This window comes from Erythrobacter sp. K21-9, assembly GCF_055808355.1.
Genome location: NZ_CM147866.1, coordinates 1685806 through 1706302 on the forward strand (window position 1 = coordinate 1685806; position 20497 = coordinate 1706302).

The following is a 20497-nucleotide window of genomic DNA, read 5'->3' on the forward strand; positions in this document are numbered from 1 at the left end:
TTATGAAATTCTACATCCGTAGAAACACGTATCTCACCGGGAAACAGTCCGAAAATTGGCTCGCTTTACCGCACGAAACGAGCTGTAAGAGCGTGCAGGGCAAGTGCCGCCTTGGCCGCCTCGCCGCCTTTGTCTTTTTGTCCAGGGTCCGCCCGGACCAGCGCCTGCGCCTCGTTTTCGACGGTCAGGATACCGTTGCCGATGGGGATGCCGTCCATGGTAAGCGCCATGATAGCCCGCGCGCTTTCGCCTGCGACGATCTCGAAATGATAGGTCTCGCCTCTGATCACCACGCCGATTGCGACAAAGCCATCATATTCGCCGCTTTCGGCAGCGAGCGCGATTGCGCCCGGAACTTCGAGCGCGCCGGGCACTGTGAGCACGTCCGCCTCGTGCCCGTCCGCTTCCAAAGCGGCCTTTGCGCCAGCGACGAGCATATCATTGAGCTGTGCATAGAACCGCGCTTCGACGATCAGGAATTTGGCCATGTGGTGCTTACTCCGGGATGGATTTGAAATCGGTGATGGTCAGGCCGTAGCCTTCGATGGCGACGAGGTCGGGACGTGAATTGGACAACAATACCATGTCGTGCACGCCAAGATCGGCGAGGATCTGAGAACCGATCCCGATATTGCGGATTTCCTCGTCCTGGCTCCATTCATTCGCGCCGATCCTGCTGGTGAGGATCACGATTACGCCTGAACCGTGTTCGCCAATTACGCTCATTGCGCGCTGCAACGTGCGCTTGCGCGGGCCTGGCTGGCCGAGGATGTCGTCAAACACGGAGATCGGGTGCACGCGGGCGAGGGTGGGTTCATCCGGTGTCACATGCCCTTTTTGCAGGACATAGGCCTGGCTGTTCTCGACCTGGTTGCGATATGTGATCAGCCGCCATTGCCCTCCGTAATCGCTGTCGAAGCTGCTTTCGTCGATGCGTTCGACAAGATGATCGTTGCGCATCCTGTACGCGATAAGGTCGCGGATAGTGCCGATCTTGAGGTCGTGCGTGCGCGCAAATGCGACGAGATCATCGAGCCGGGCCATCGTCCCGTCCTCGTTCATGATCTCGCAGATCACGCCGGAAGGGTTGAGCCCGGCTAGGCGCGAGATATCGACCGCCGCTTCGGTATGGCCTGCGCGGACCAGAGTGCCGCCATTGCGCGCCATCAGCGGAAAGACATGGCCGGGGGTGACGATATCGTCGGCGCCCTTGGTCGCGTCGATTGCCACTGAAACAGTGCGCGCTCGGTCTGCTGCGGAAATGCCTGTGGTCACGCCTTCCTTCGCCTCGATCGAGATCGTGAAGGCGGTCTGCATGCTTTCCTTGTTGTTGCGGCTCATCGGTTCAAGGCCAAGCTGGTCGACCCGCGCCTTGTCGAGGGCAAGGCAGATCAGGCCGCGCCCATGCGTCGCCATGAAATTGATCGCGGCCGGGGTTGCCATCTGGCCGGGAATGATGAGGTCGCCTTCGTTCTCTCGGTCCTCGTCGTCGACAAGAATATACATGCGGCCATTGCGCGCCTCGTCGATGATCTCCTCGATCCCGACAAGCACGGGCCGTTCATCATTCGCATCGAGGAAGGACTGGAGCTTTGCCAAGGTGTCGGAAGTGGGGTTCCAACCCGCCTCCGCTGCATCGCGCAAGGTGTTGGCATGAAGTCCGGCTGCGCGGGCAAGTCCGGCCTTGGTGAATTCGCCTGATGTGACAAGTTCGCGGACGCGTGTGATGATCGATGTGCTCATGATTGCGCAGTATCACATCACGATGTGATTACAACCTAGCACTTGTCACAGTACAATGTGCTCAGACACTGCGCGATGCATCGGTAAGTCGGCATGACTATCGGAAATTCGATGGTGGACGCACTAGGGTTCGAACCTAGGACCCGCTGATTAAGAGCACGGCTTAAGCTCTTGTTATATCGCTGCAAATAGCCTCATTTCGTTCAAAAATCATACGGTTGGGGTCCGCAGATCGTTGCAGGTTCTTTCAGGTCTAAGCAGGCAAGTTCAGGCGTCTGTTACCCCAATGGGACCCAGCATGAGACATGCATCTTATTGAAACTCAAATTTCCAGAATATCTCGCGCGGCATCTAGTGCGACGTGTGGGCCGGAGCGTCGGTCCAAATGACCGGCGGGTCAGTTCCATTGCTATATCGAAATGTTGCATCGAAGTCAGGATGTTTTCCGCCATAGTTCGACGAACTATCTATGAGTTGGGCGAGCAAATTTGCAGCGCGGTCGACTGGAATCGGGGAGTCAGAAGAAGAGATGAATGATGTCTGCGAGTGCCTTCGCCTGATCCAGCTCAACGATAGGGAATGGGCGAGCTTGATTTGGATCGGGCTTCTGGTCCTCTATATCCTCTTCCAGCCAAAACTTCGGTCCTCAATGTGGGACGTCGTCCAAGCCTTCTTTCAATGGAAGATTCAGATCGCGATCGCTGCTGCGGCTGGCTGGACTGCGGCAAGCGTCTGGCTGCTGGCGTGGCTAAGAATTTGGCAGTGCGACAATCTCTCAGCGACCATTATCTGGTGTCTCACAACTATGATCGTCACGTTGGCTGACACTGCAACGAGCAAGGAGGGTGTAGGGAGGTTGCGGAAGGTAGCTCGCGAAACGATCGCGATTACTGCCTTTGTGGTCTTCATCTCTGAACTTTATACCTTACCGTTGTGGGCGGAACTCGTACTTTTGCCCGTAATGGCCGTAGTCGCGATGATGGCGGTCATAGCTGAACATAAGGCAGAACATGCTCGGCTGGCTGGTCCCCTAAACGCCTTTCTTGCAATTGTCGGGTTGGGTCTGGTTGCGTTTAGCGGCTATCAAATCGCGACACATTTTGGCGATTTCCTCTCGTTGGGCACGGCTCGCGATTTCATGGTGCCTACGCTGCTTTCCCTCATGTATTTGCCGTTCCTCTATCTGATACTTGCGATCTCCGCGTATGAGAATGCGGCAGTTAGGTTGACCTTTAGATTGAATGATAAGCAACTACGGCGAGAGGCATATGTCCGCGGATTTTTCGCCTTCGGCGTCAACGTTGATCTGATCAATCGCTACTTCCGTGCATTGACTGCAACGGATGCGACTGACCGCAAACGCATTCGTGAGGCGATCAGCGAAGTACGCCGTATTCGCCGACGAGAAAAGCGTCCTCCACCAGTTGATTGGTCAATAGGATGGTCACCTTATGAGGCGAAGAACTTCCTCGCGAAGGTGGGATTGAACACGGAGGACTATCACCGAACCGTTGTGGACTGGTCAGCAGAATCTGCACCTTTGAAGGTCAACGATAGCTTCCTTGCAGATCGATTGACCTACCGAATTTCCGGTATCGAGGAGGCTGCGACCAAGCTTTCGTTGGAGCTGAATGCGAATTTGCCGGGGGAGCCAGAAAACTCCGAGACAATCTTTCTATCGGCAGCAAAGACGCTCATCATGCGAGCTCTTGGTGACGAACCTGCAGAACGTTTTGCCGTTCAGTATGAAGGAAGCGACGAAGGGGTCTTAGAGGCGGGCAAATTCAAGATCGAATGGCAACGGGATGAGTGGGGTGACCAGAAATATGGCGGCTTTTCGCGAAGGTTGAAGATCACACATCCATCGTACAAAGACCCCTTCCTAGATTAAATGCCTCGACCAGACTCGACACAACCGCTTCTTAAGACGTTTGATCGCTGGTAGGGTCATCAGGACGGCGAACCCCAAATGCGAGCCAGAAAGATCGGAGCACCGGAAGCAGAGCTGCTCGATTCATTGTCTCGATGCGTAGCGAAGGCAGTGTGACCTGATCACGCCATGCCGGATCAGACCAACATTCATTGTTCACGACGAGGTGATACTTTCGAATGCCCGTCAAGCTGGCGTGGACCGTCCACGGTCCCTCTATGCCGAAAGGTTGGAGTCTTGCGACGCCGGATATCGCGGCGTCTAAAACACCATCCTCGAACCGCTTGGGCCAAACAATAGGCGCTTCATCTTTGCGGAGTTCATGGACGACACGTCCGATCGTCCAAACAACGTCGATTCTGCCTTGGCGATATGTGATTGCATAGGAGCGAACAGCCCCGCTTTCACTTGGGTTGGTGTGAAGCAAGACACCTTCAATCATCTCCACGGAATCCATGTAACCGGACGGCTTAATGGGTGCGAGCGCATTTTCGGGAGTAATGTCGAGATCACGGCTTTCGCGAAAGTAGGTCATAGGCACTAGCGATACGATTGCTTTCGGATCATCGCCGAGCCCGACTGGCAGCTCGCCCCGAACAGCTGCGTCAACCGCTTGCAGGTGTAGGGAGCGGATGCGATTGGGAAGGGCCTCGCCAGCTACGAACGACTCGCGCAATTCGTGCGTGTCCATCTCATATTTGGCATTTGATCGTCGGCTGAAAAAGCGGCTCCAATTGCTGAAGATGATCCGATGAGGTCCTACTGGGCTTGGTGGCACGCGGATAAGCATTACCCCTCGGTCTTCTGCGGAGGCGATCCAACGAAAATGAAGACCCGGAATACGGGGCTCTACACCACTTTGGATGATGTCCTCCCACCGCCGAAGCTCGGCGTCCGGATCGTCAACTGATAACTCGGCTATCGCGGTCGGTATGCCCTTGGGGGCATCGATTCCGTATAGGAGGTCGCCGCCCTGCGAGTTGGCGAATGACGTGACGTCTGCGAGAAACTCGCGCTTGCTATCTTTGCCCTTCGGGTTGGGCAGATCCCTTTTGTATTCGAGTGTGCGGCTTTCAGGGACACCGTTTGCTATCAGCCTATCAAGCGTGTCCGTACCGATGGCCTCGAGCGGTCCAGAGATCATGATTGCTTCCTGCCTTACCTTAGTTCGAATCCTGCATATCGCATCAGACTATAGTTTTCTGCTTCATACTGTCCGGGACCCAGAGTTTTCTTTGAGATTGCTAAAAAAATGTGATTGTTAGTGTGCCGTTGAAAGGAACGGCACATGCGCAAGGCGCTCAAGGACAAGTCGGTCAAGGCCCTCAAACCGAAGGCCAAGCGCTACGAAGTACATGATGTTCTGTGCCCCGGTTTTAGCGCTCGTGTCAGCGTACGTGGGACGATCAGTTTTAGCGTCAAATATCGCTATGGCACTAGGCAAAAGCGCTTTTCATGCGGTGCCTATCCTCGCGTAACTTTGGCCAAAGCGCGAGAGATCGCGATGGAGGCGTTGCGGCAGGTCGATGATGGGATCGATCCGGCAAGACGTCGCCGTCAGATTGACCTCACGGTTGAGGCTGTGGTCGCTGACTTCATAAAGAAATACGCCTGTCCGAACAACAGAAGCTGGAAAGAAGCACAGCGTGTTCTGAACCGAGAATTGGTTAGTTTGCATGGGCAGCGTGATATTCGAAAGATCTCGCGCGCCGATATTCTCGAGATCATGGATGCCGCGTCTGCGCGTGGTGCGCGCTATCAGTCGAACCGAATTCTCGCGCATATTCGCAAACTCTATGGCTGGTGTATGGAACGCGGCATCGTCGAGACCAATCCGACCAACGGCATCCGCAAACAACACAAGGAAATCGCGCGGGATCGGGTTCTCGACGAGCAGGAGATTGTTCGTCTGCTTAATGCCTGCGCTCAAGATGGCTATCCATACAGGCAATACGTCCCGCTGCTGTTGGCCACAGCCCAGCGCAGAGGAGAATTGGCCAATATGACCTGGTCTTCCCTCGATCAGGAAAAACGGACGTGGACCATCCCGGCCGAGCGATCGAAGAACGGCAAGCCGCATATTGTACCGCTCAGCGGCTATGCGATGAAACTGCTAGATGAAGTGCCCCAGTTTGTTGACTGTGACCTTGTGTTCACAACCACACGCGTTTCGCCAATCAGCAGTTTCAGCAAGGCGCTTCGCCGCCTTCACGCGGTCTCTGAAACTTCTGATTGGCATATGCATGACCTTCGCCGCACAGCCACTTCAGGCATGGCTAGTTTGGGCATCGATCCTCATGTTGCTGAGAAGATTCTCAATCATATGACCGGAATCATCTCGGGTGTGGCGTTGGTGTACAATACCTTTCAATACTCGACTGAAAAGCGCGAGGCTTTGGAAAAGTGGGGGCGGTATCTTGAGAACCTCGAAGACTGAACTTCCGTCTGATGATCTCAAACACTTGGAGGACGCATTCAACGCGTTGGGAAAACACAAATTCGGAACTCAATGGCCGACTGGTTTGGCACGTCATATGAGGCTCGGCCCCAAATCAAATGAGCTAAGTAAGCACGACGTTGAGATGGGAAGATGGGCCATCTCCGCACTTGTCCAATGCGTGCAGAATGGCTGGTTGCCTCTTGTTTATTTCAGGGGTGTTCGGCGAATATGGTATTATTCGAGTTCAAATGAGCCGTCGCTCTTTGCTCTTTATCCAATGCCCACAGATGACGACGAGGGCCAGATCGAACTTGAGGGAGGCAAAATCTATCCATGCATGGTTGATTTGCGAGATTTTCCTAAGCTCTTGCGAACGAAGTTTGAGAAGCAGCCAACTGCAAAACGCGGTCGGAAACGACAATTCGAAGAGTTTGACGACGCACTCGCTGAGTTCTTCAGCTACAATCCACTGGGCATGCGGGCGAGCGAGGTAATCCTGTCTCTGAAGGCATCTTTCAAAGGGCCATGGCCTGAACGTTCAACAATGTATGAGCGCATTAACGAAGCGCGATCAAACGCGAGAATGTCCGGTATTCCAATTCCGGACTAATGGCGGACGGACTCTAATAGCCGACCTGACGAGCTGGCGTCATAAAACTTTTCGACGTCGCAAGACGGGGATGGCCATCCTCATCAATTTTAAGCTGATGAGGAATCTCAACATGACAGACCAATCAACTGACGGCGTTGTACGCCGCCGTTTCTACACGCGTGAGCACTTGAGGATTCTAGGTGTTACGCAGAGTCCAAGCACACCTTTGCGCCTAGAGGCTACGGGGCGCTGGCCCAAGCGGGTCCGAATTGGGGACCATTCGGTGGCGTGGTTGAAGGACGAAGTGGATGCCCACCTCGACGCACTTGCCGATGAGCGGGAGGCAGCCCGATGATTCATTGCACCACACGCCAATTTGACGATCCGCACACTGGTCGTCGCAAAACACGCGTCTTTTTATTTGAGGCGGACACTCAGGAAGAATACCAAGCGATCATGGAAGAGATCGCCCGAATGCCATTGCCGGGTGTTCCGACCGAAACGGGTGGGGAGGGCGATCAATGAACAAACCCTCATCCATTCGAGTACGCTTCGATCAACCCGCCTCGGTTTTTGGCATGATGCGGTGGTTTGCGGGACAGGGCATCCCTGTTCTGCCGGTCCACGGCGTCGATAGTGGTCGCTGCAGATGTGGGCGCAAGAACTGCGAAAGCCCGGGCAAGCATCCGATCAACACGCTTGTTCCAAGCGGGGTGAAAGGAGCGACGACAAAGCTCAAAACCATCCGCAAATGGCTTCGCGAATATCCTGAGATGAAATATGCAGTTGCGACCGAGGGCCTGACTGTCATTGATTGCGACAGCAAGGAGGCATTGGCCTCGTTTCGATCCCGCTATCGTACCGCCGCCGACATTCACCGTGAAGACAGCGCGAGGCTTCCATTTCTACTTAGCTGGCGAAATGCCTTCGCGAAACGGCGCGCAACATAAGCTTGACGTAAAGAGCGGGAAGAGGGCTTATGTGATCGGCCCCGGCTCCCGTCATGTAAGTGGCGCAATCTACGCAGTCTGGGAAGATCGGCCCATTGCCAAGCTTCCCGACAATATCGCTTCGATCACAACGAAGGATCGCGAGCGTGAGGAGGAAACCGGCGGTAGAAAGATCCCAAAGGGTATGCGCAACAGTACGCTGACTCAGTTTGCAGGCTACCTCCACTCAAGAGGCGTTCCGCAACAAGCTGCTCTGGCGGCGTTGAAGGCGCTCAACCTGGATATGGCTGATGAGCCTTTGCCTGATCGCGAGGTGCGAAAGATTGCCCGCAGCGTATCGCGCTATCCGACCAAGGCGTTCCCCCAGATGGTTCCTTTCTCGGAGATCCCCGAGGAGCAGCTGGAATTCTTATGGTACCCCTACATCTGTCTCGGCACTCTTGGCTTGCTTGACGGGGATCCCGGCGATGGCAAGAGTCAGTTCACCGCATGGCTCTGCTCGCGCGTGAGCCGGGGTCAGACCCTGCCCAACGGCGAGAAGCTCAAGCCTGCAAATTGCTTCTTGCTCAACTTCGAAGACTTGAAGGGCGCAGTGATAAAGCCGCGATTGATAGCGAACGGGGCAAACCTGTCTCGCGTGTTTATCCAGACTGTGGCGTTCGATCTCTCCAAGGAGATGACGGACTGGTTGGACGGAGAAATCGCCGAGAACCAGGTTCGCCTTGTGTTCATTGATCCGATCCAAGCAACGATGACCGGCGTGGACGGCAACAGCAACATTCAGGTTCGCGAGTTCATGTCCCGGCTTGCGGAAATCGCCGATAGGCGGCGCTGCGCGATAATTTGCGTCCGCCATTTCGGTAAGGGGCCGCAAGAGCAGGCCATGAAGAAAGGACTGGGGTCGACCGACTTCGTGGGCATTGCGCGCAACCAGTTCGGCTTGGTTCGGCGCAGTGATGATGTGCGTGGTTTCATCCTGTTCCACCTGAAGACCAACTTCGAAAAAGGCGATGCCATGCTCTTCACTATGGGCGACGCAGATGGTCGGAAGGGCGAGCAGCCTAAGATCACGTTCGACAAGTTCACCAAGATCGACGCCGACGAGTTCTTGTCAGCCGATCCTTCGTCACGCGGTCCTCAGCAGGACGAGCGGCAGGTTGCGAAAGACTATTTGCTAGAGGAACTGGCCGACGGGAGAAAAGAAGTCGGGCCGCTGAAACGCAACGCCGAGGCGCGAGCTATCCGTGCATCAACCTTGGACCGGGCGCGCAAGGAACTCGAGATTGAACCTCGACGTGAAGGCAAGAAGTGGTTCTGGGAATTGCCGCCTGATTGATCAGGTTTTCACCTTTTCAAGTTTTCAACGCCGGGGAGGGGGAGGGAGTGCAATCACATCCCTCCTCTTCAATCACCAAATGATCGCCGGTGTTGAAAACCTGAAAACATGAAATTCCAAGAGAAGACCGGATTGTTCGCCCGGCCTCCTTCACTCGGCCAAGGTTGTCAGCGCCTTCCTCGCTTCTTCGAGTGCGTCCGACCCGACCACCCATTGCCATGGCTGACGCGGCACATGGGCTTCGGCTAGGGCTGGGAACTCATTCCTCTTGCTGACCGCTAGCCGCAGCAGCATTCGCGCTTCACGCGGCTTCATCTTCATTTGCTTGCATAGATCGGCAAGCGCGATCGTCTTGGCTTTGTTGGTCGCTTTCCGGTTGCGAGAGGCAGCGCCTGAGTTGGTCGTCGTCTTCGTCATAATGGTCTCCTGTCGTTGACCATCAGACCGATTAAGACAGGTTTCCGGCGCTTGTCAGGTTCGAAATCCAGAAATCCCAGAAGGCTGGACCCGCTGATTTTGAATGAGGCTGTCCGGGGATAAAAGACCGCGAAATCGCGTGCCTTTTGGCTGCGCGATTGGGCCGCTGGGTCACCACTGGGTACCAGACCACATTTTATCATCTACCTGCGGACCCCGCCCTATTTTGATCGAAACCTAAGCCAAATTTCATTTTGCGAAACGGCCTGCTTCCTGGGAAGCGTTTCGATCACATTGTGAAAACTAGAGACCCTTTATACTTCCTTCCTGTAGCTCGCTGACCGCCTGCTCCAGTAATCTCGTCAAGGCTGTCTTCATTATCGTGCCCGTGATCTCAGCACTCTCGGGCGGCACAAGATTGGGGTTCCCTGCCTCGACCTTAATTTGCCGCTGAGCGGTCTCATAGATATCAACGAACGAGATCGACAAAACGAGTCGATAGGCGTTAAAGGTGTCACGGGCCGAATGCATGTGCGCGATGTACTCCGCCATTGCTTGTCGAGAACGCTCACTTGCATCATAGCCGTGAGGATCATCCGAATACTCCTCGTCCATATGTGTCGCGATGTTCGTCGCGGCTACGAGAGACGAGATAATTTTGGAGTAGCCCTCGCGCCGCTGGTCCCAGAGCCGCTCGCGCGCAAACTTTTTCCGCTCGCTCCGAGAGATGAGGAGCGTTGTTAATGATGAAATTCCGCCACCAACGATCGCTCCGATCAGCCCGATTAAGGCAACCTGTGTCTCTAGACCCATACCAACTACTTCTTGACCCCCGGCCACTCCTCCGAAAGTTCGTCCATGCGTTTGGTCAAATCCACAGCGGCTACATAGTGTTTCTCGTCTTCGAGAAGCTCCGCATGATGTAATGAACCTGTCAGAGTAGCGCTTGCCATCATCATAGGGTGCATCCTCTTGTTGAGGCCCCTAAGTTTCTCTTGCGATGCGTCCATTTTCTCACTGCCGTCTGATATTCCTTGCATTAGAGAGACCCCGGTCACATGCGAGGAAATACCAGAGAGCATCCGATGCCAGCCGTAAAGTCGTGGAACGTTGCCCGCTCCCGCAAGAGATTGCCACTCAAGCCGCGCTGGTTTGATGCCCTCGGGGAGGCTATCCGTCAGCATACGCAGATTTGCTTCACTGTCACGAACGAGGTCGGTCGCGCCATCTGCGCGCTGCATCTTGATTTGGCCGGTAAGTGTGGCGGCCGCGTCCGCTCGAACCAGGGCTATAAAATCCGCCTGCATCCTTTGATTGGCGGCAATGCAGATTGCGGCCTCGATCCCTGAGCGCAAAATCATAGCCGCTTCTAGCGGAAGCGATTGCTTCCAGAGAGCCGTGAAGCCTATGTGATTAGTCCGTAAGCGTTTGTAGATCAGCACTGACATCATTTTGGGGTCAGTAAGGGGAGCCGAGAATGTTCTTGAAACATCCCAAATCGATTCCGCTAATCCTGCGATCTCATCGAAGATCGCCAACTCATCTTTCGTTGGTTCTGTGCCCACCAGCGAATCCTCCAATGCTTGCCACGTAGGCGAAGCTACCTGATAATTTTGAAACAGCGGCTAAATCTCACCGATCATCGCGCATAGCCGATCTCGATAGAGTCTCTCCGCGTCCCACTTGGCCTGCTTGAGGCTCTGTACCTTGGCATATCGTTTGCGGCCGCGCGGGCGAGCATAGCGACTATTGCCTTCCACTTGCCTATGGAGCTTGCGCACCTTGCGACGGGCACGGGACAGGTCATCCTCGCCCTGGCTAGCATAGGTCATCCTATGGGCCTTACGGGATGCGAAAATGCCATCGGCTAAGAAGAGCTGTTCGCACCGCGCGCCGGTCAGCGGGCAAAGGAAGTAGCAGCGATAGCCTCCGTAGGGGCAGGGGATGCATTCGATCGCTGCGCGCTGGGCAGTCGCATCACCGGCAATGCGTACCGATGCATCATCGGCGTCGCTCAAATCGACGAAAATTCGCACCTCGAGCGCCTTTAGGTCCTGATTTAGCCAGCGTAACGTGTCATACGTGCATTCACCGGGTTTGAGCAGCCCAGCGCGCTTCAGGACGCGAAGGTCGATGACGGGAAACTGCTCGACTGCTCCGCGATGGACGATGCGTTTCCGCCCGGAATTGATGCCGCCCATGATGATCTCTCTGTGTCGCTGATACTGGGCGATTATACGAAATACTCTGGCCAAGATCAGGCGAAACCCCGGCTATACAGCTTTCTATTGCCTGAAAGGCGCACCCGTCCCATACAGCTTGGTGATGCCGCCACGCACGGCATTGGGGATTAGTAACCCCGAACACAGCGGTTGGACTGCCCGTAGTGGTCCACACTCCTTGACCTATGGTCGGGGAGCCTATGGCGTATGTCCAGGGCTCTCGGGCCTAAAGGCTATAGGGCCGACTGTGTTCGGTTTACTAACTCCCCGATCACCAGAGGATCAGGTGTGAAGTCGAAGCGGGGGCGTACCGCCATCGACTTTACGGGGAGATACCCAGAATGCCTATGGGAACACGTCACGTGGAGACGGGTGTTCTGCGCCCTTCGCAACATGGCCTTTACGCTCTAGAAATGGATGGAGGCGGCGTCTGGCAGCTTGACTGCGGATGGGGATGGAAAGCGAGGAAGCTTGTCGGTCAGCGTGTCACGGTCGAAGGCATCAGGGGTGGGTTTAATTTGCTGGATGTCAAAAAGATGCGGACCACGGATCTTTCTAAGTAATCTAGTTTTAAACACCATCTCGTCTGGCAGCTCAAGGTAGCTGAGTTTGGCCCGTTTGCAGACAGACTGCTTTAGGTTCGATAGGAAAATAGGGCGGGTGTCCGTCTGACGCGCTTTGAATGATGAAAACTGTGAATTTGCCAAGGCTCAGGGAGCTAGACCTCCCCAGCTTTCCGTTCTACCAATGTTCCCATGACAAGGGATGGCGACATTGCAGACTATGCGGCAGTCAAAAGAGTCGATGTCGTTAGAGCTTCTCGTGACGGACACAGTTATCACGAGGCCTGGGCAGCAAGGTCGGCATTGGAATTGTTGCCGCCCAAAACCACTCTTTCGGCGATTGCCGTTGAAGGATTTGGGTTGGACGACGAGGACGGACTCAGCTCATCAGCAATGGAGATTGCTGATCTGGTTAGATACCATGGGGGACGAACGGCAAAGCACGCCGACCTGATTGAAGTCATCCAGTTCAAATACTCAATAAGCGATGCAGAAAAGCCAATTCGTGCCGCAGATCTCGCAAAAACACTAAGAAAATTTTCAGAAACCGATCGAGACCTGAGAGACGAGCTTGATGACAAGAAGGTTGAGCAATCGGTTCAGTATATCTTTTCGACTAATCGACCAATTCATCACAACCTAAGCAAAGCGTTGGCAGGACTGATCGCCAACAAAGAATTGGAGGGCGACGCAAAGAAGCAAGCCGTTCAACTCAAGACAGCGGTGATCGACCGAGTTCCTCTGGTTTCGATTTTGCGGCGCTTGGACCTACAAGGTAGCCAAGGATCGCTTCGGCACGCCGAACAAGCTGTTCGCCGCCTCCTGTTTGCATGGGGCGAAGCAAGCGATCCTGAGTCAAATACAAGACTTCTCAAGCTCCAGAGGTTGATGCGGGAGAAAGCCGGGTTTGCTGGTCAGGGCAACAACCAAGTCGCGAGAGTCGATGTGCTGGCGGAACTTGGAATTGATCACGAAGATGTCCTTTATCCGACCCCGGATGCATTTCCGCCGGTTGCGAACCCTATTTCTCGGCCAATCGCGCAAGTAATTTTAGAAGCGGCAGTTACGTCAAATCTACCAATCGTTATCCATGGCGCGGGCGGGATGGGAAAGACCGTGCTCATGCAAACGGTAGCCAACCACCTTCCGTCGAAGCAGCATGCAGTGATCTTCGATGGATTTGGGGCAGGAAAGTGGCGCGACCCAGAAGACGGGAGGCACCTGCCCAGACGAACGTTAGTACACTTGGCCAATCTACTCGCGGGAGAGGGCCTCTGTGACATCTTGCTGCCTACGAGTGACATCACAGGGCTTGTAGCGGCATTTCGGCGAAGGCTGGTTCAAGCGGTCAAGACATCGCGCCAACGTGATTCAACAAGCGGCATCGTGTTGATTTTGGATGCCATTGACCATGCGGGGATGGAAGCTCGCGATACAAATAGCACATCATTTGCGCACCTGATCCTGAAATCACTTTCAATCGAGCCAATCGACGGAGTGACGATCATCGGGTCATGCCGCACTGAGGGCCTCGATCTCGCGATTGGCAGTGCAACCGTTCACCAAATTGAAGTGCCGGCTTTTTCTGACGAAGAGGTCCGGGAACTTGTACTGTCGCGTGATCCCACTGCGACGCCGGCAGAGGTTGCAGCGCTAAAATCACGATCTGGAAGAAACCCTCGTTGCCTTGATGGACTTCTCGGCGCGGGCCGTCCTTACGATGGAGAACGGCGTGGTGGCAGCGAGGCGACAGACGCGGAAGTTCTCAACGCGTTAATCTTGTCAAGGATAGAGGCCGCGAAAAATGTAGCTCGCTCCAAGGGAGTTGGAGAAGACGAACTTAATGTCATTTTGTCGGGCTTGTCTCTGCTGCCACCCCCTGTGCCAGTGGAGGAGTTGGCGGCTGCGCAGGGCATGAATTTAGCGGCTATAGAAAGCTTTGCTTCAGACCTTGCTCCATTGTTGGAACGGACTCCAAGTGGGTTGATGTTCAGAGATGAGCCAACGGAAACTTTGATCCGTTCGTTGGCCAAATCTGATACTGCAGCGAATGAATTAGTAATTGAGCGCCTGAGCGGACGGCAGGCTGTCTCTGATTATGCCTGTAGAGCATTGCCCTCGGTCTTGGTCGCGACAAAACGCGTCGATGAGCTTTTCTCATTGGCCTTCGACAAACGTGTGCCGCCGTCTGCAAGCAAGGTTAGCCAAAGGGACGTTCGGATGGCGCGGCTTACTGCAGCCATCCAGGCGACATCTGCCGCCGAACGATATGACAGTCTGATAAAACTATTTCTGGAAGCTTCGATTGTTGGAGCAGGGCATGAGCGATCGGATCGGTTTCTTTACGAATATCCAGATCTTGTGGCGATCTCTGGGGATCACGAAGCGCTACGCCGACTTCTTGCGACGAAGGTCGGGTGGCCCGGCGGTCGACATTCTGCTCTCTCACTCGCTTACGCGATCCGCGGAGAACTGGGGGAAGCTCAGCGCAATTCCAGTCGAGCAATTGATTGGCTGAATTGGGCTCAAAGGCAAGAGAGCGGCAGAGTGGTCGGGAATGGTCGCCTGTCTGATCGTCTCGATGAGATTGGTTTCACGTTTACTGAAATGCTTAGCGGCAATCAGGATCGCGTAGCTATCTGGTTCGCCAAACGAAAAGACGCTCAGGCGTTCGACAGGTTTGCAAGCCTGTTAGATTTGCTCGAACGTCAGGAACATTCGAACAGGGAGAAATCTGAAACAAAAGCTCAGATTCTGGATCGCTTGAAGCATTGCGAACTGGGGTCCCGGAGCCTCATACTATCTGCCTTAAGATTTTCGCCAGATGACGCAGAATTTACCCGTTGTCTTCTGACGACGCTGGCGGGTCTCTCATCTCCAGATCCGAATACTAGGGTTCCAATTTCTGCAACGCTGTCTGCGTCTGCCCAAGCGCTTAAGCTGGGCATGAAGAAGGAAGCGAAACAAATTTTCGTCGATGCGAGACGACCCTCAGTCCACGATTTCTCGAGCTATTGGCCGACAGACGCGCGCAGAACGAATGGTTGTTCAAGCTGGCATATCGGCTTTGATTTCTTCGAAGCCCCCTACATTCCTTGACCTCGCCCCGAGCGAACTTGTCGAAGCCGTACCGAAATATGTGAGAAAGAAGGGGTCCGTAGCTTTTGAAGCCGAACTTCCGAAGCGGCTTTCGGCGATGGTGAATAGATACCGTAAGAACGTTCGAAGAGGATCAAAATATGGTTCGACCCGAAGCTCACTGAGTCCGGAATCTCTGCAGACCTATGAGAATGCAATAAAGCACCGGATAAAGCCGCTTCTCCCTTATGCCAGATTAGTAGGAGAGATGATCTCACCTCCCTCTGGAACTACTTCATTCAGAGTTATGGATGAGGCGATTTCCCAGCTGCAAGCCGACATTTCAGAAGCGTCGTCATATCCATACCGAGATCAAAAAGAGTATATTGCTAGGGTCGGAGTAGCTTCGCTTTTTCAGGTCGGCGATGCGATCGGTGCTTTCGATGCGCAAAACGCCCGTCGCTTAGTCTCTCTTATCAAAGAGGGCCACGGGCTTTTTACACCTTTACTGACCGAGATGGTAACGCGCCTCTCCCGGACACCAGAATTGCACGACGCTGCTTTAGATCTAGCAGCATTTGTCGAGGCCCAGATCGCAACAGATACCGACATCAACGCGCGAATCTCTGCATACGGGGACTTGGCGCGCGCTGTCTGGCGGGTCGGTGATCCGGAAGCCGCCGCGTATTTTCGTCGAGCGTTGGACTTGGCGGAGGCTGTCGGTTCGGACGATTTTGATAGAACGAACTACCTACTCGCACTGACCGCCGAGCATAGCGGCTCAGTCTTGGATCGCGTGGCGGCTCACAATCTTACTAGAATTCTAGAACTCAATCAGCATGAACCGCATAAATTTCCGTGGGCGGAATTTGCGCGATCGCTTGCACCTGCGGCTGGAAGGGATGCTCTTGCGATCATATCTAGGCTAGATGACCGGGATCACATTGAGCTTGGTGCGACCTTGCCACCAATGCTCGGAGAGCTTGTCGAAAGAAGTTGTCTCTCTGCGGATTTAGCCACTTGTTTGCTTGGCTTAGAGGAGCCTGGGGAAGCATGGAATTGGCGCCTCGACCACTTAGCAGAGATCCTTTGCAAAAATTTGGCTCCTGAAAATATCGAGTGGCTGTTCGAGGTACTTCTTACTGAGATCGACCGGAGTGATCGACTGAGGCCTCGGTCATCCACAATTGGTGGATTAAAGATTCTGGCGGAAAAGCATCTCAAATATTCGTCGAACGCCGTGTCGAGAATTCGTGCTCTAACCACACGCAATCCACCCGAGAAACCGTATCAACCAGAGAAAAAGCAAAGTGAGAGTTTTCGCTTTGTGGGCATTAATTTTGGAGATGCCGACGCAATCGATGCAGCGATCGAGAATGACACTGAAGGCGATGATCGTAGAAAATGGCCCTCCCGGACTTTGGCGCATCTGGCCGAAAACGTGCAAAGTCCTGCTGAGCGATTGCACTTCGCCCGTGCCCTAACGGAGGTTCAGGCGGCTACCTTGTCAGACAAGCTAAACGCGGTCGAGGATCATCTGGAAAATTGGGCCATCAGTTCAAACGCCCTGCGTGATGAGATGCCTCAGCTTGCCATCCAACTAGCTTCGAAACATGCGCCCGAACTAATCGGCACGTCATGGGAGAATTCTGGCATATGGCGTGGACTAACAAACGCTCTTCGCGGTGACCCAAAACTTATTGTCAGGGCCGCTATATCAGCGTTGGGGCGAGACACTTCTGAGCTATCAGGCGACTCGTGGCTTTGTCTCGCAACGCGCCTCGCACCGGTTGTAAGTGGAAGTGCCCTCGGCAAGGGTTTAAATCAGTATCTGCTGACCACAGGACATGGATTGCCAGATGAAGTTGGTGACGGCCCTTGGAACGATGGATTCTTAGTTCCTGAGGAGGAAGAGGATATCGTGGCCATGCTGATCTGGTCGCGACTGGGGAACATGAAAGCAGCATCTAGATGGCGAGCTGCCCATGCGGTTCGAAGACTGATCGAGGTCGGGCGAACTGACGTGGTCGACAAGATTGTTGGGTATTTCGAAGGACCACCACCGAACGCATTTCTGCATGCAGGATATCCGTTCTACAAGATGCACGCGCAACTGTGGCTCTTGATCGCGCTAGCACGTGTGTCGCGAGATCGACCACACGACGGTGTCCGCTGGCGGCGGCTGTTCAGCGAGGTAGTGGACAGCGCAGTTTCTCCTCATATTGTGATGAAGCATTTTGCTGCAGAAGCCCTTGCAAGCATTGCGTCGGCATTGCCTAGCAAGGAAGCGTCGGAACTTCGCTCGCAGGTTTCCGCTGTCAATCGATCGCCTTTCCCGATTCAAGAAGTACGTCAAAGAGAGATCGATGAGCCTGACGAAGAGCCAAGCTTTGAAGATCGTTTCGGTCAGGATTACGATTTCAGGAAGTATGTGAGTTCCGATCTCACTACAATTTTTGGCATACCAGGAACTAAAGTCGATAGAGAGCTCGCTGAGATCGTCCACGGTTGGGATGAAAAAGTATCCGGTATGTACGATTGTCCGAGATCGCACTCAGAGGACTATAGCCGCGAAAGTGGAAGTGCGGCGGTTCCTGCAAAGGATCGCTATGGCGCTTACTTAGGATGGCATGGTGTCATGCATCTGGCTGGAAAGCTTTTGGCCTCAAGACCGATCGTAAAAGGGTGGCAAAATAAACCGTGGGAAAGCTTTTTCAGTGACTTTGAGCTCACCCGTTCGGATGGTCTCTGGCTTTCGGACATAACGGACAGATTTCCGCTAGATCTGACTAGCGGGATCGAGATGCCTGAAAAAGAGGACAAACGAAGTTGGTCGATTTCGCAAAGTGATCGAGGTGAACTCGCGGGCGCCTTGAACTGGCCACTTACGGGAAAGGTGTCTGATGACATTGTCGTTTCCGGCTACACGTACCGTTACAGAAAATCTCAACGTGCAAGTTCGCTCGGTTCTAGTGCCATCTGATAGTGCTGACTGCGTTGCGCTGGCCGTCCTCGCCGAGTCGAAATTCTTCCAATGGTTGCCTTCGCAACCGCACGATGAGGATTGGGAATACGGAGAGGGATCACAAGTACATGCTTGGCTAGAGATGTTAGAAAGCCACTCGAAGGGCATCGATCAAAACGATCCATATGCGGCATCCAGTGCGACAAGCCGTCCTTTGCCTTCGGCGTGGCTTCAAAAAAGGGCCTCGCTAGAGGCTGAAGATACTTTTGGAGGAACCTGGAAATACAAATCCAAGCCGGCCTTCCGTGCAGAAGCCTGGGGTTCTGAAACTCGACGCTATCGCGAGTCAGTCAACATTTACGGCGAAAGAATCATTGCTGACGGCGATTTCCTGCGAGAATTCTTGAGTGAGTCCGGGTTGGCTCTTGTGGCATTTGCTAAGGCTCAGAAATACATCTCAAAAGACGAGATCGGGTCCACCGATGGAGATGGGAGCTTTCGAAATCGCACCCTCGCCTTGATCATTGAGCCAAGTGGTAAAGTTCGACCAATCACCCGCATGCCTGAAGCGGCAAAGACCGCTGTGCAATCGATTAGTGTAGAAGGTCACACAGATTTTCGCGATCGATTTGCCATTCTTCGCAATCTACGAAGTTGATATAGCAAGCATAAAGGTCTCGAAAGGATATGTCTTGGATTGAGGCGCAAAGCAGCCAAACAGGCAATCGCTATTCTGTGACCCCATTGGGACCCACGCGCGGCAACACGCCGCCCCAATCACCCATAAGCGCTTGAAAAATGGTGGACGCACTAGGGTTCGAACCTAGGACCCGCTGATTAAGAGTCAGCTGCTCTACCAACTGAGCTATGCGTCCATTCCGATCGAAACATCGGATCGCTGGATTTCGGAGTGTCTGTGACAGCGTCTCGAATCAAGCGAGGCGCTGCATATAGCGAGACTTTCGAAGATGAAAAGACCTTATGCTGCGTCGCGGCGAACGACCTCGTCCAGGCTGTCGCGCATCTCTTTGGTCAATGTTAGCCGGGATTCGAGCAAGTCATGCAGCTCGCGGTCGATCGCGAGCATTTGCGAACGTTCCAGTTCCGCTACTGCCTTAAGCGCCTGGGCCTGAGACAATTGCGTGATCTTATGCAATTGGCGCAGGGTTGTTTTCAGGCCCTCGGCCTCCCGCAGGTGGACTGCGCGCGCAATTATTGCAGCGCGACTTGAGCGAACCACGCCCGCATTCAGCCGCCATGAGCCGCTTGGCGACGATCCTGCACAGTGATGCACTCTTCTCGCGAAAGCGAAACATGGCGTCCTCCACCAGACGGATTTGTGAATCGGATGCCTGGCGACAGGGACCATTGGGGGGAACCCTATCGCCAGGGCTTTCACGTCCAACGTTGCTGGTCGGCAGAACCGCCAGCGCGCGACCCGAACGTGGGCGCTCCGTAGAGCAACCAAGGGCCGGTTATGCCGCTACCTGACGTTGACGGAAAGTCGCCCAACTGGGTGACGTGGTGTATTCATGAACGGGTCATGCAGCGCTATTTTGGCAAAATCGAAACACTCGAGGACATTGGGGAGGTCCTCTGGTACGCGGTTGGCGTATGCGAGGATCTGGGCGTCATCCGGCAAAGCTATCATTTCACTCCGCTTTTCGAAGGGCCGACCTCTTCGCGCACGGTCGTACATGCGCATGGCTTCGATGATGAATGGCTCAAATGTTACGACGATCCGGACTTTCGCAAGAAGGACCCAATTCCGGACCGCATCATGGCTCATGGCGGCATGATGACTTGGAAGGAGGCGCAAGGAGCGGCGCCGAACACGCCCGAGAACGAAGAATATTTCGCGGCGATGAAGAAATTCGGGCTCGAGCACGGATTTGGGGTGCCTTTGTTCGGGCCGCGCGGCCGGAGCGCTTATGCGTCGTTCGATTTCGGGCATCCAATCGAACGGGAAAGCGAGGCTACACTCGGGACGATCCGCAGTGTCTCGCAGGCTGCGCATCAGCGCGTTTGCGTACTGCTCGATGAAGAGCGCGAGGTGGTCGAATTGTCGCAGCGCGAGCAGGAGGTTCTGGAATGGATCGTGCAGGGCAAGTCCGCGTCGGTAATCGCGGATATCCTCGAAATCTCACCTGATACGGTTAAAACCTACTCGAAGCGGATTTACGCCAAGCTGGACGCAAACGACCGCATCGGGGCCGTGGTCAAGGCGCTCAAGATGGGGCTCGTCAACGGCTGAAGGCGGC

Annotated in this window: 20 protein-coding genes and 1 tRNA gene; 12 read left to right on the forward strand and 9 right to left on the reverse strand. The window is 54.3% G+C overall.

All coding sequences use genetic code 11. The features are described from left to right. Window positions 1-65: 65 nt before the first annotated feature. Window positions 66-488, reverse strand: coding sequence for a 6,7-dimethyl-8-ribityllumazine synthase (gene ribH / locus AC0L39_RS08545; RefSeq protein WP_473257115.1), 423 nt, complete (start codon window positions 486-488; stop codon window positions 66-68). Between the two features lie 7 nt (window positions 489-495). Beyond that, entirely contained in the window at window positions 496-1743 is a 1248-nt protein-coding gene (gene ribB, locus AC0L39_RS08550) for a 3,4-dihydroxy-2-butanone-4-phosphate synthase (RefSeq protein WP_473257117.1), read from the reverse strand. A gap of 529 nt (window positions 1744-2272) precedes the next feature. Here ribB and AC0L39_RS08555 point away from each other — a divergent pair. Next, window positions 2273-3634 carry a hypothetical protein gene (locus tag AC0L39_RS08555; protein ID WP_473257119.1) on the forward strand — a complete coding sequence of 454 codons (1362 nt, stop codon included), beginning with the start codon at window positions 2273-2275 and terminating at the stop codon, window positions 3632-3634. Between the two features lie 31 nt (window positions 3635-3665). Here AC0L39_RS08555 and AC0L39_RS08560 read toward each other — a convergent pair whose 3' ends face one another. Continuing rightward, a complete protein-coding gene (locus tag AC0L39_RS08560; RefSeq protein WP_473257121.1) occupies window positions 3666-4817 on the reverse strand; it encodes an AlbA family DNA-binding domain-containing protein in 1152 nt (383 codons plus the stop codon). A 144-nt stretch (window positions 4818-4961) separates the two neighbouring features. Here AC0L39_RS08560 and AC0L39_RS08565 point away from each other — a divergent pair, with 144 nt between their 5' ends. From AC0L39_RS08565 to AC0L39_RS08590, 6 genes are all read left to right on the forward strand, one after another. Continuing rightward, on the forward strand, window positions 4962-6110 hold the full coding sequence (locus AC0L39_RS08565) for a tyrosine-type recombinase/integrase (protein ID WP_473257123.1): 1149 nt from the start codon (window positions 4962-4964) through the stop codon (window positions 6108-6110). A gap of 25 nt (window positions 6111-6135) precedes the next feature. After that, on the forward strand, window positions 6136-6723 hold the full coding sequence (locus AC0L39_RS08570) for a hypothetical protein (protein ID WP_473257125.1): 588 nt from the start codon (window positions 6136-6138) through the stop codon (window positions 6721-6723). 112 nt (window positions 6724-6835) lie between these two features. After that, window positions 6836-7060 (forward strand): helix-turn-helix transcriptional regulator, encoded by a 225-nt coding sequence (locus AC0L39_RS08575; protein WP_473262328.1) that lies wholly within the window; start codon window positions 6836-6838, stop codon window positions 7058-7060. Further along, window positions 7057-7230: a hypothetical protein gene (locus AC0L39_RS08580; protein WP_473257127.1), complete on the forward strand. Its 174-nt coding sequence runs from the start codon at window positions 7057-7059 to the stop codon at window positions 7228-7230. The genes AC0L39_RS08575 and AC0L39_RS08580 overlap by 4 nt, the downstream gene beginning before the upstream one ends. Then, window positions 7227-7655 carry a bifunctional DNA primase/polymerase gene (locus AC0L39_RS08585; protein ID WP_473257129.1) on the forward strand — a complete coding sequence of 143 codons (429 nt, stop codon included), beginning with the start codon at window positions 7227-7229 and terminating at the stop codon, window positions 7653-7655. The genes AC0L39_RS08580 and AC0L39_RS08585 overlap by 4 nt, the downstream gene beginning before the upstream one ends. Beyond that, complete coding sequence (locus AC0L39_RS08590; RefSeq protein ID WP_473257131.1) at window positions 7627-8991, forward strand: AAA family ATPase; 1365 nt, start codon at window positions 7627-7629, stop codon at window positions 8989-8991. The genes AC0L39_RS08585 and AC0L39_RS08590 overlap by 29 nt, the downstream gene beginning before the upstream one ends. A gap of 150 nt (window positions 8992-9141) precedes the next feature. Here AC0L39_RS08590 and AC0L39_RS08595 read toward each other — a convergent pair whose 3' ends face one another. The 4 genes from AC0L39_RS08595 to AC0L39_RS08610 all read right to left on the reverse strand — a co-directional run bounded on the left by AC0L39_RS08595 (window position 9142) and on the right by AC0L39_RS08610 (window position 11609). After that, window positions 9142-9408: a hypothetical protein gene (locus AC0L39_RS08595; RefSeq protein ID WP_473257132.1), complete on the reverse strand. Its 267-nt coding sequence runs from the start codon at window positions 9406-9408 to the stop codon at window positions 9142-9144. A 303-nt stretch (window positions 9409-9711) separates the two neighbouring features. Next, the gene (locus AC0L39_RS08600; protein WP_473257134.1) at window positions 9712-10221 is read right to left on the reverse strand and encodes a hypothetical protein; all 510 of its coding nucleotides are present in this window, start codon (window positions 10219-10221) and stop codon (window positions 9712-9714) included. Window positions 10222-10226: 5 nt separating this feature from the next. Then, complete coding sequence (locus tag AC0L39_RS08605; protein WP_473257136.1) at window positions 10227-10973, reverse strand: hypothetical protein; 747 nt, start codon at window positions 10971-10973, stop codon at window positions 10227-10229. Window positions 10974-11033: 60 nt separating this feature from the next. After that, window positions 11034-11609 (reverse strand): hypothetical protein, encoded by a 576-nt coding sequence (locus AC0L39_RS08610; protein ID WP_473257138.1) that lies wholly within the window; start codon window positions 11607-11609, stop codon window positions 11034-11036. A 434-nt stretch (window positions 11610-12043) separates the two neighbouring features. On the opposite strand from AC0L39_RS08610, the gene AC0L39_RS08615 reads away from it, so the two are divergent. From AC0L39_RS08615 to AC0L39_RS08630, 4 genes are all read left to right on the forward strand, one after another. Further along, window positions 12044-12193, forward strand: a complete 150-nt coding sequence (locus AC0L39_RS08615; RefSeq protein ID WP_473262330.1) for a DUF5818 domain-containing protein — start codon at window positions 12044-12046, stop codon at window positions 12191-12193. A gap of 303 nt (window positions 12194-12496) precedes the next feature. Beyond that, entirely contained in the window at window positions 12497-15292 is a 2796-nt protein-coding gene (locus tag AC0L39_RS08620; protein WP_473257140.1) for an NACHT domain-containing protein, read from the forward strand. 286 nt (window positions 15293-15578) lie between these two features. Further along, window positions 15579-18254 (forward strand): hypothetical protein, encoded by a 2676-nt coding sequence (locus AC0L39_RS08625; RefSeq protein WP_473257142.1) that lies wholly within the window; start codon window positions 15579-15581, stop codon window positions 18252-18254. Next, the gene (locus AC0L39_RS08630) at window positions 18175-18894 is read left to right on the forward strand and encodes a hypothetical protein (protein WP_473257143.1); all 720 of its coding nucleotides are present in this window, start codon (window positions 18175-18177) and stop codon (window positions 18892-18894) included. Before AC0L39_RS08625 ends, AC0L39_RS08630 begins: the two co-directional genes overlap by 80 nt. 141 nt (window positions 18895-19035) lie before the next feature. Here AC0L39_RS08630 and AC0L39_RS08635 read toward each other — a convergent pair. Both AC0L39_RS08635 and AC0L39_RS08640 read right to left on the reverse strand, forming a co-directional pair. After that, a tRNA-Lys gene (locus AC0L39_RS08635) sits at window positions 19036-19111 on the reverse strand. A gap of 104 nt (window positions 19112-19215) precedes the next feature. Beyond that, window positions 19216-19374 carry a hypothetical protein gene (locus tag AC0L39_RS08640; RefSeq protein ID WP_473257145.1) on the reverse strand — a complete coding sequence of 53 codons (159 nt, stop codon included), beginning with the start codon at window positions 19372-19374 and terminating at the stop codon, window positions 19216-19218. Between the two features lie 339 nt (window positions 19375-19713). On the opposite strand from AC0L39_RS08640, the gene AC0L39_RS08645 reads away from it, so the two are divergent. Beyond that, entirely contained in the window at window positions 19714-20490 is a 777-nt protein-coding gene (locus tag AC0L39_RS08645; protein ID WP_473257147.1) for a helix-turn-helix transcriptional regulator, read from the forward strand. Window positions 20491-20497: the final 7 nt, after the last annotated feature.

What these genes read in the sequence shown, in the direction of transcription:
- ribH (WP_473257115.1), bottom strand. Translation starts at nt 488, where the DNA reads ATGGCCAAATTCCTGATCGTCGAAGCGCGGTTCTATGCACAGCTCAAT.
- ribB (WP_473257117.1), bottom strand. Translation starts at nt 1,743, where the DNA reads ATGAGCACATCGATCATCACACGCGTCCGCGAACTTGTCACATCAGGC.
- AC0L39_RS08555 (WP_473257119.1), top strand. Translation starts at nt 2,273, where the DNA reads ATGAATGATGTCTGCGAGTGCCTTCGCCTGATCCAGCTCAACGATAGG.
- AC0L39_RS08560 (WP_473257121.1), bottom strand. Translation starts at nt 4,817, where the DNA reads ATGATCTCTGGACCGCTCGAGGCCATCGGTACGGACACGCTTGATAGG.
- AC0L39_RS08565 (WP_473257123.1), top strand. Translation starts at nt 4,962, where the DNA reads ATGCGCAAGGCGCTCAAGGACAAGTCGGTCAAGGCCCTCAAACCGAAG.
- AC0L39_RS08575 (WP_473262328.1), top strand. Translation starts at nt 6,836, where the DNA reads ATGACAGACCAATCAACTGACGGCGTTGTACGCCGCCGTTTCTACACG.
- AC0L39_RS08580 (WP_473257127.1), top strand. Translation starts at nt 7,057, where the DNA reads ATGATTCATTGCACCACACGCCAATTTGACGATCCGCACACTGGTCGT.
- AC0L39_RS08585 (WP_473257129.1), top strand. Translation starts at nt 7,227, where the DNA reads ATGAACAAACCCTCATCCATTCGAGTACGCTTCGATCAACCCGCCTCG.
- AC0L39_RS08590 (WP_473257131.1), top strand. Translation starts at nt 7,627, where the DNA reads ATGCCTTCGCGAAACGGCGCGCAACATAAGCTTGACGTAAAGAGCGGG.
- AC0L39_RS08595 (WP_473257132.1), bottom strand. Translation starts at nt 9,408, where the DNA reads ATGACGAAGACGACGACCAACTCAGGCGCTGCCTCTCGCAACCGGAAA.
- AC0L39_RS08600 (WP_473257134.1), bottom strand. Translation starts at nt 10,221, where the DNA reads ATGGGTCTAGAGACACAGGTTGCCTTAATCGGGCTGATCGGAGCGATC.
- AC0L39_RS08610 (WP_473257138.1), bottom strand. Translation starts at nt 11,609, where the DNA reads ATGGGCGGCATCAATTCCGGGCGGAAACGCATCGTCCATCGCGGAGCA.
- AC0L39_RS08615 (WP_473262330.1), top strand. Translation starts at nt 12,044, where the DNA reads ATGGATGGAGGCGGCGTCTGGCAGCTTGACTGCGGATGGGGATGGAAA.
- AC0L39_RS08625 (WP_473257142.1), top strand. Translation starts at nt 15,579, where the DNA reads ATGGATGAGGCGATTTCCCAGCTGCAAGCCGACATTTCAGAAGCGTCG.
- AC0L39_RS08630 (WP_473257143.1), top strand. Translation starts at nt 18,175, where the DNA reads ATGACATTGTCGTTTCCGGCTACACGTACCGTTACAGAAAATCTCAAC.
- AC0L39_RS08645 (WP_473257147.1), top strand. Translation starts at nt 19,714, where the DNA reads ATGCCGCTACCTGACGTTGACGGAAAGTCGCCCAACTGGGTGACGTGG.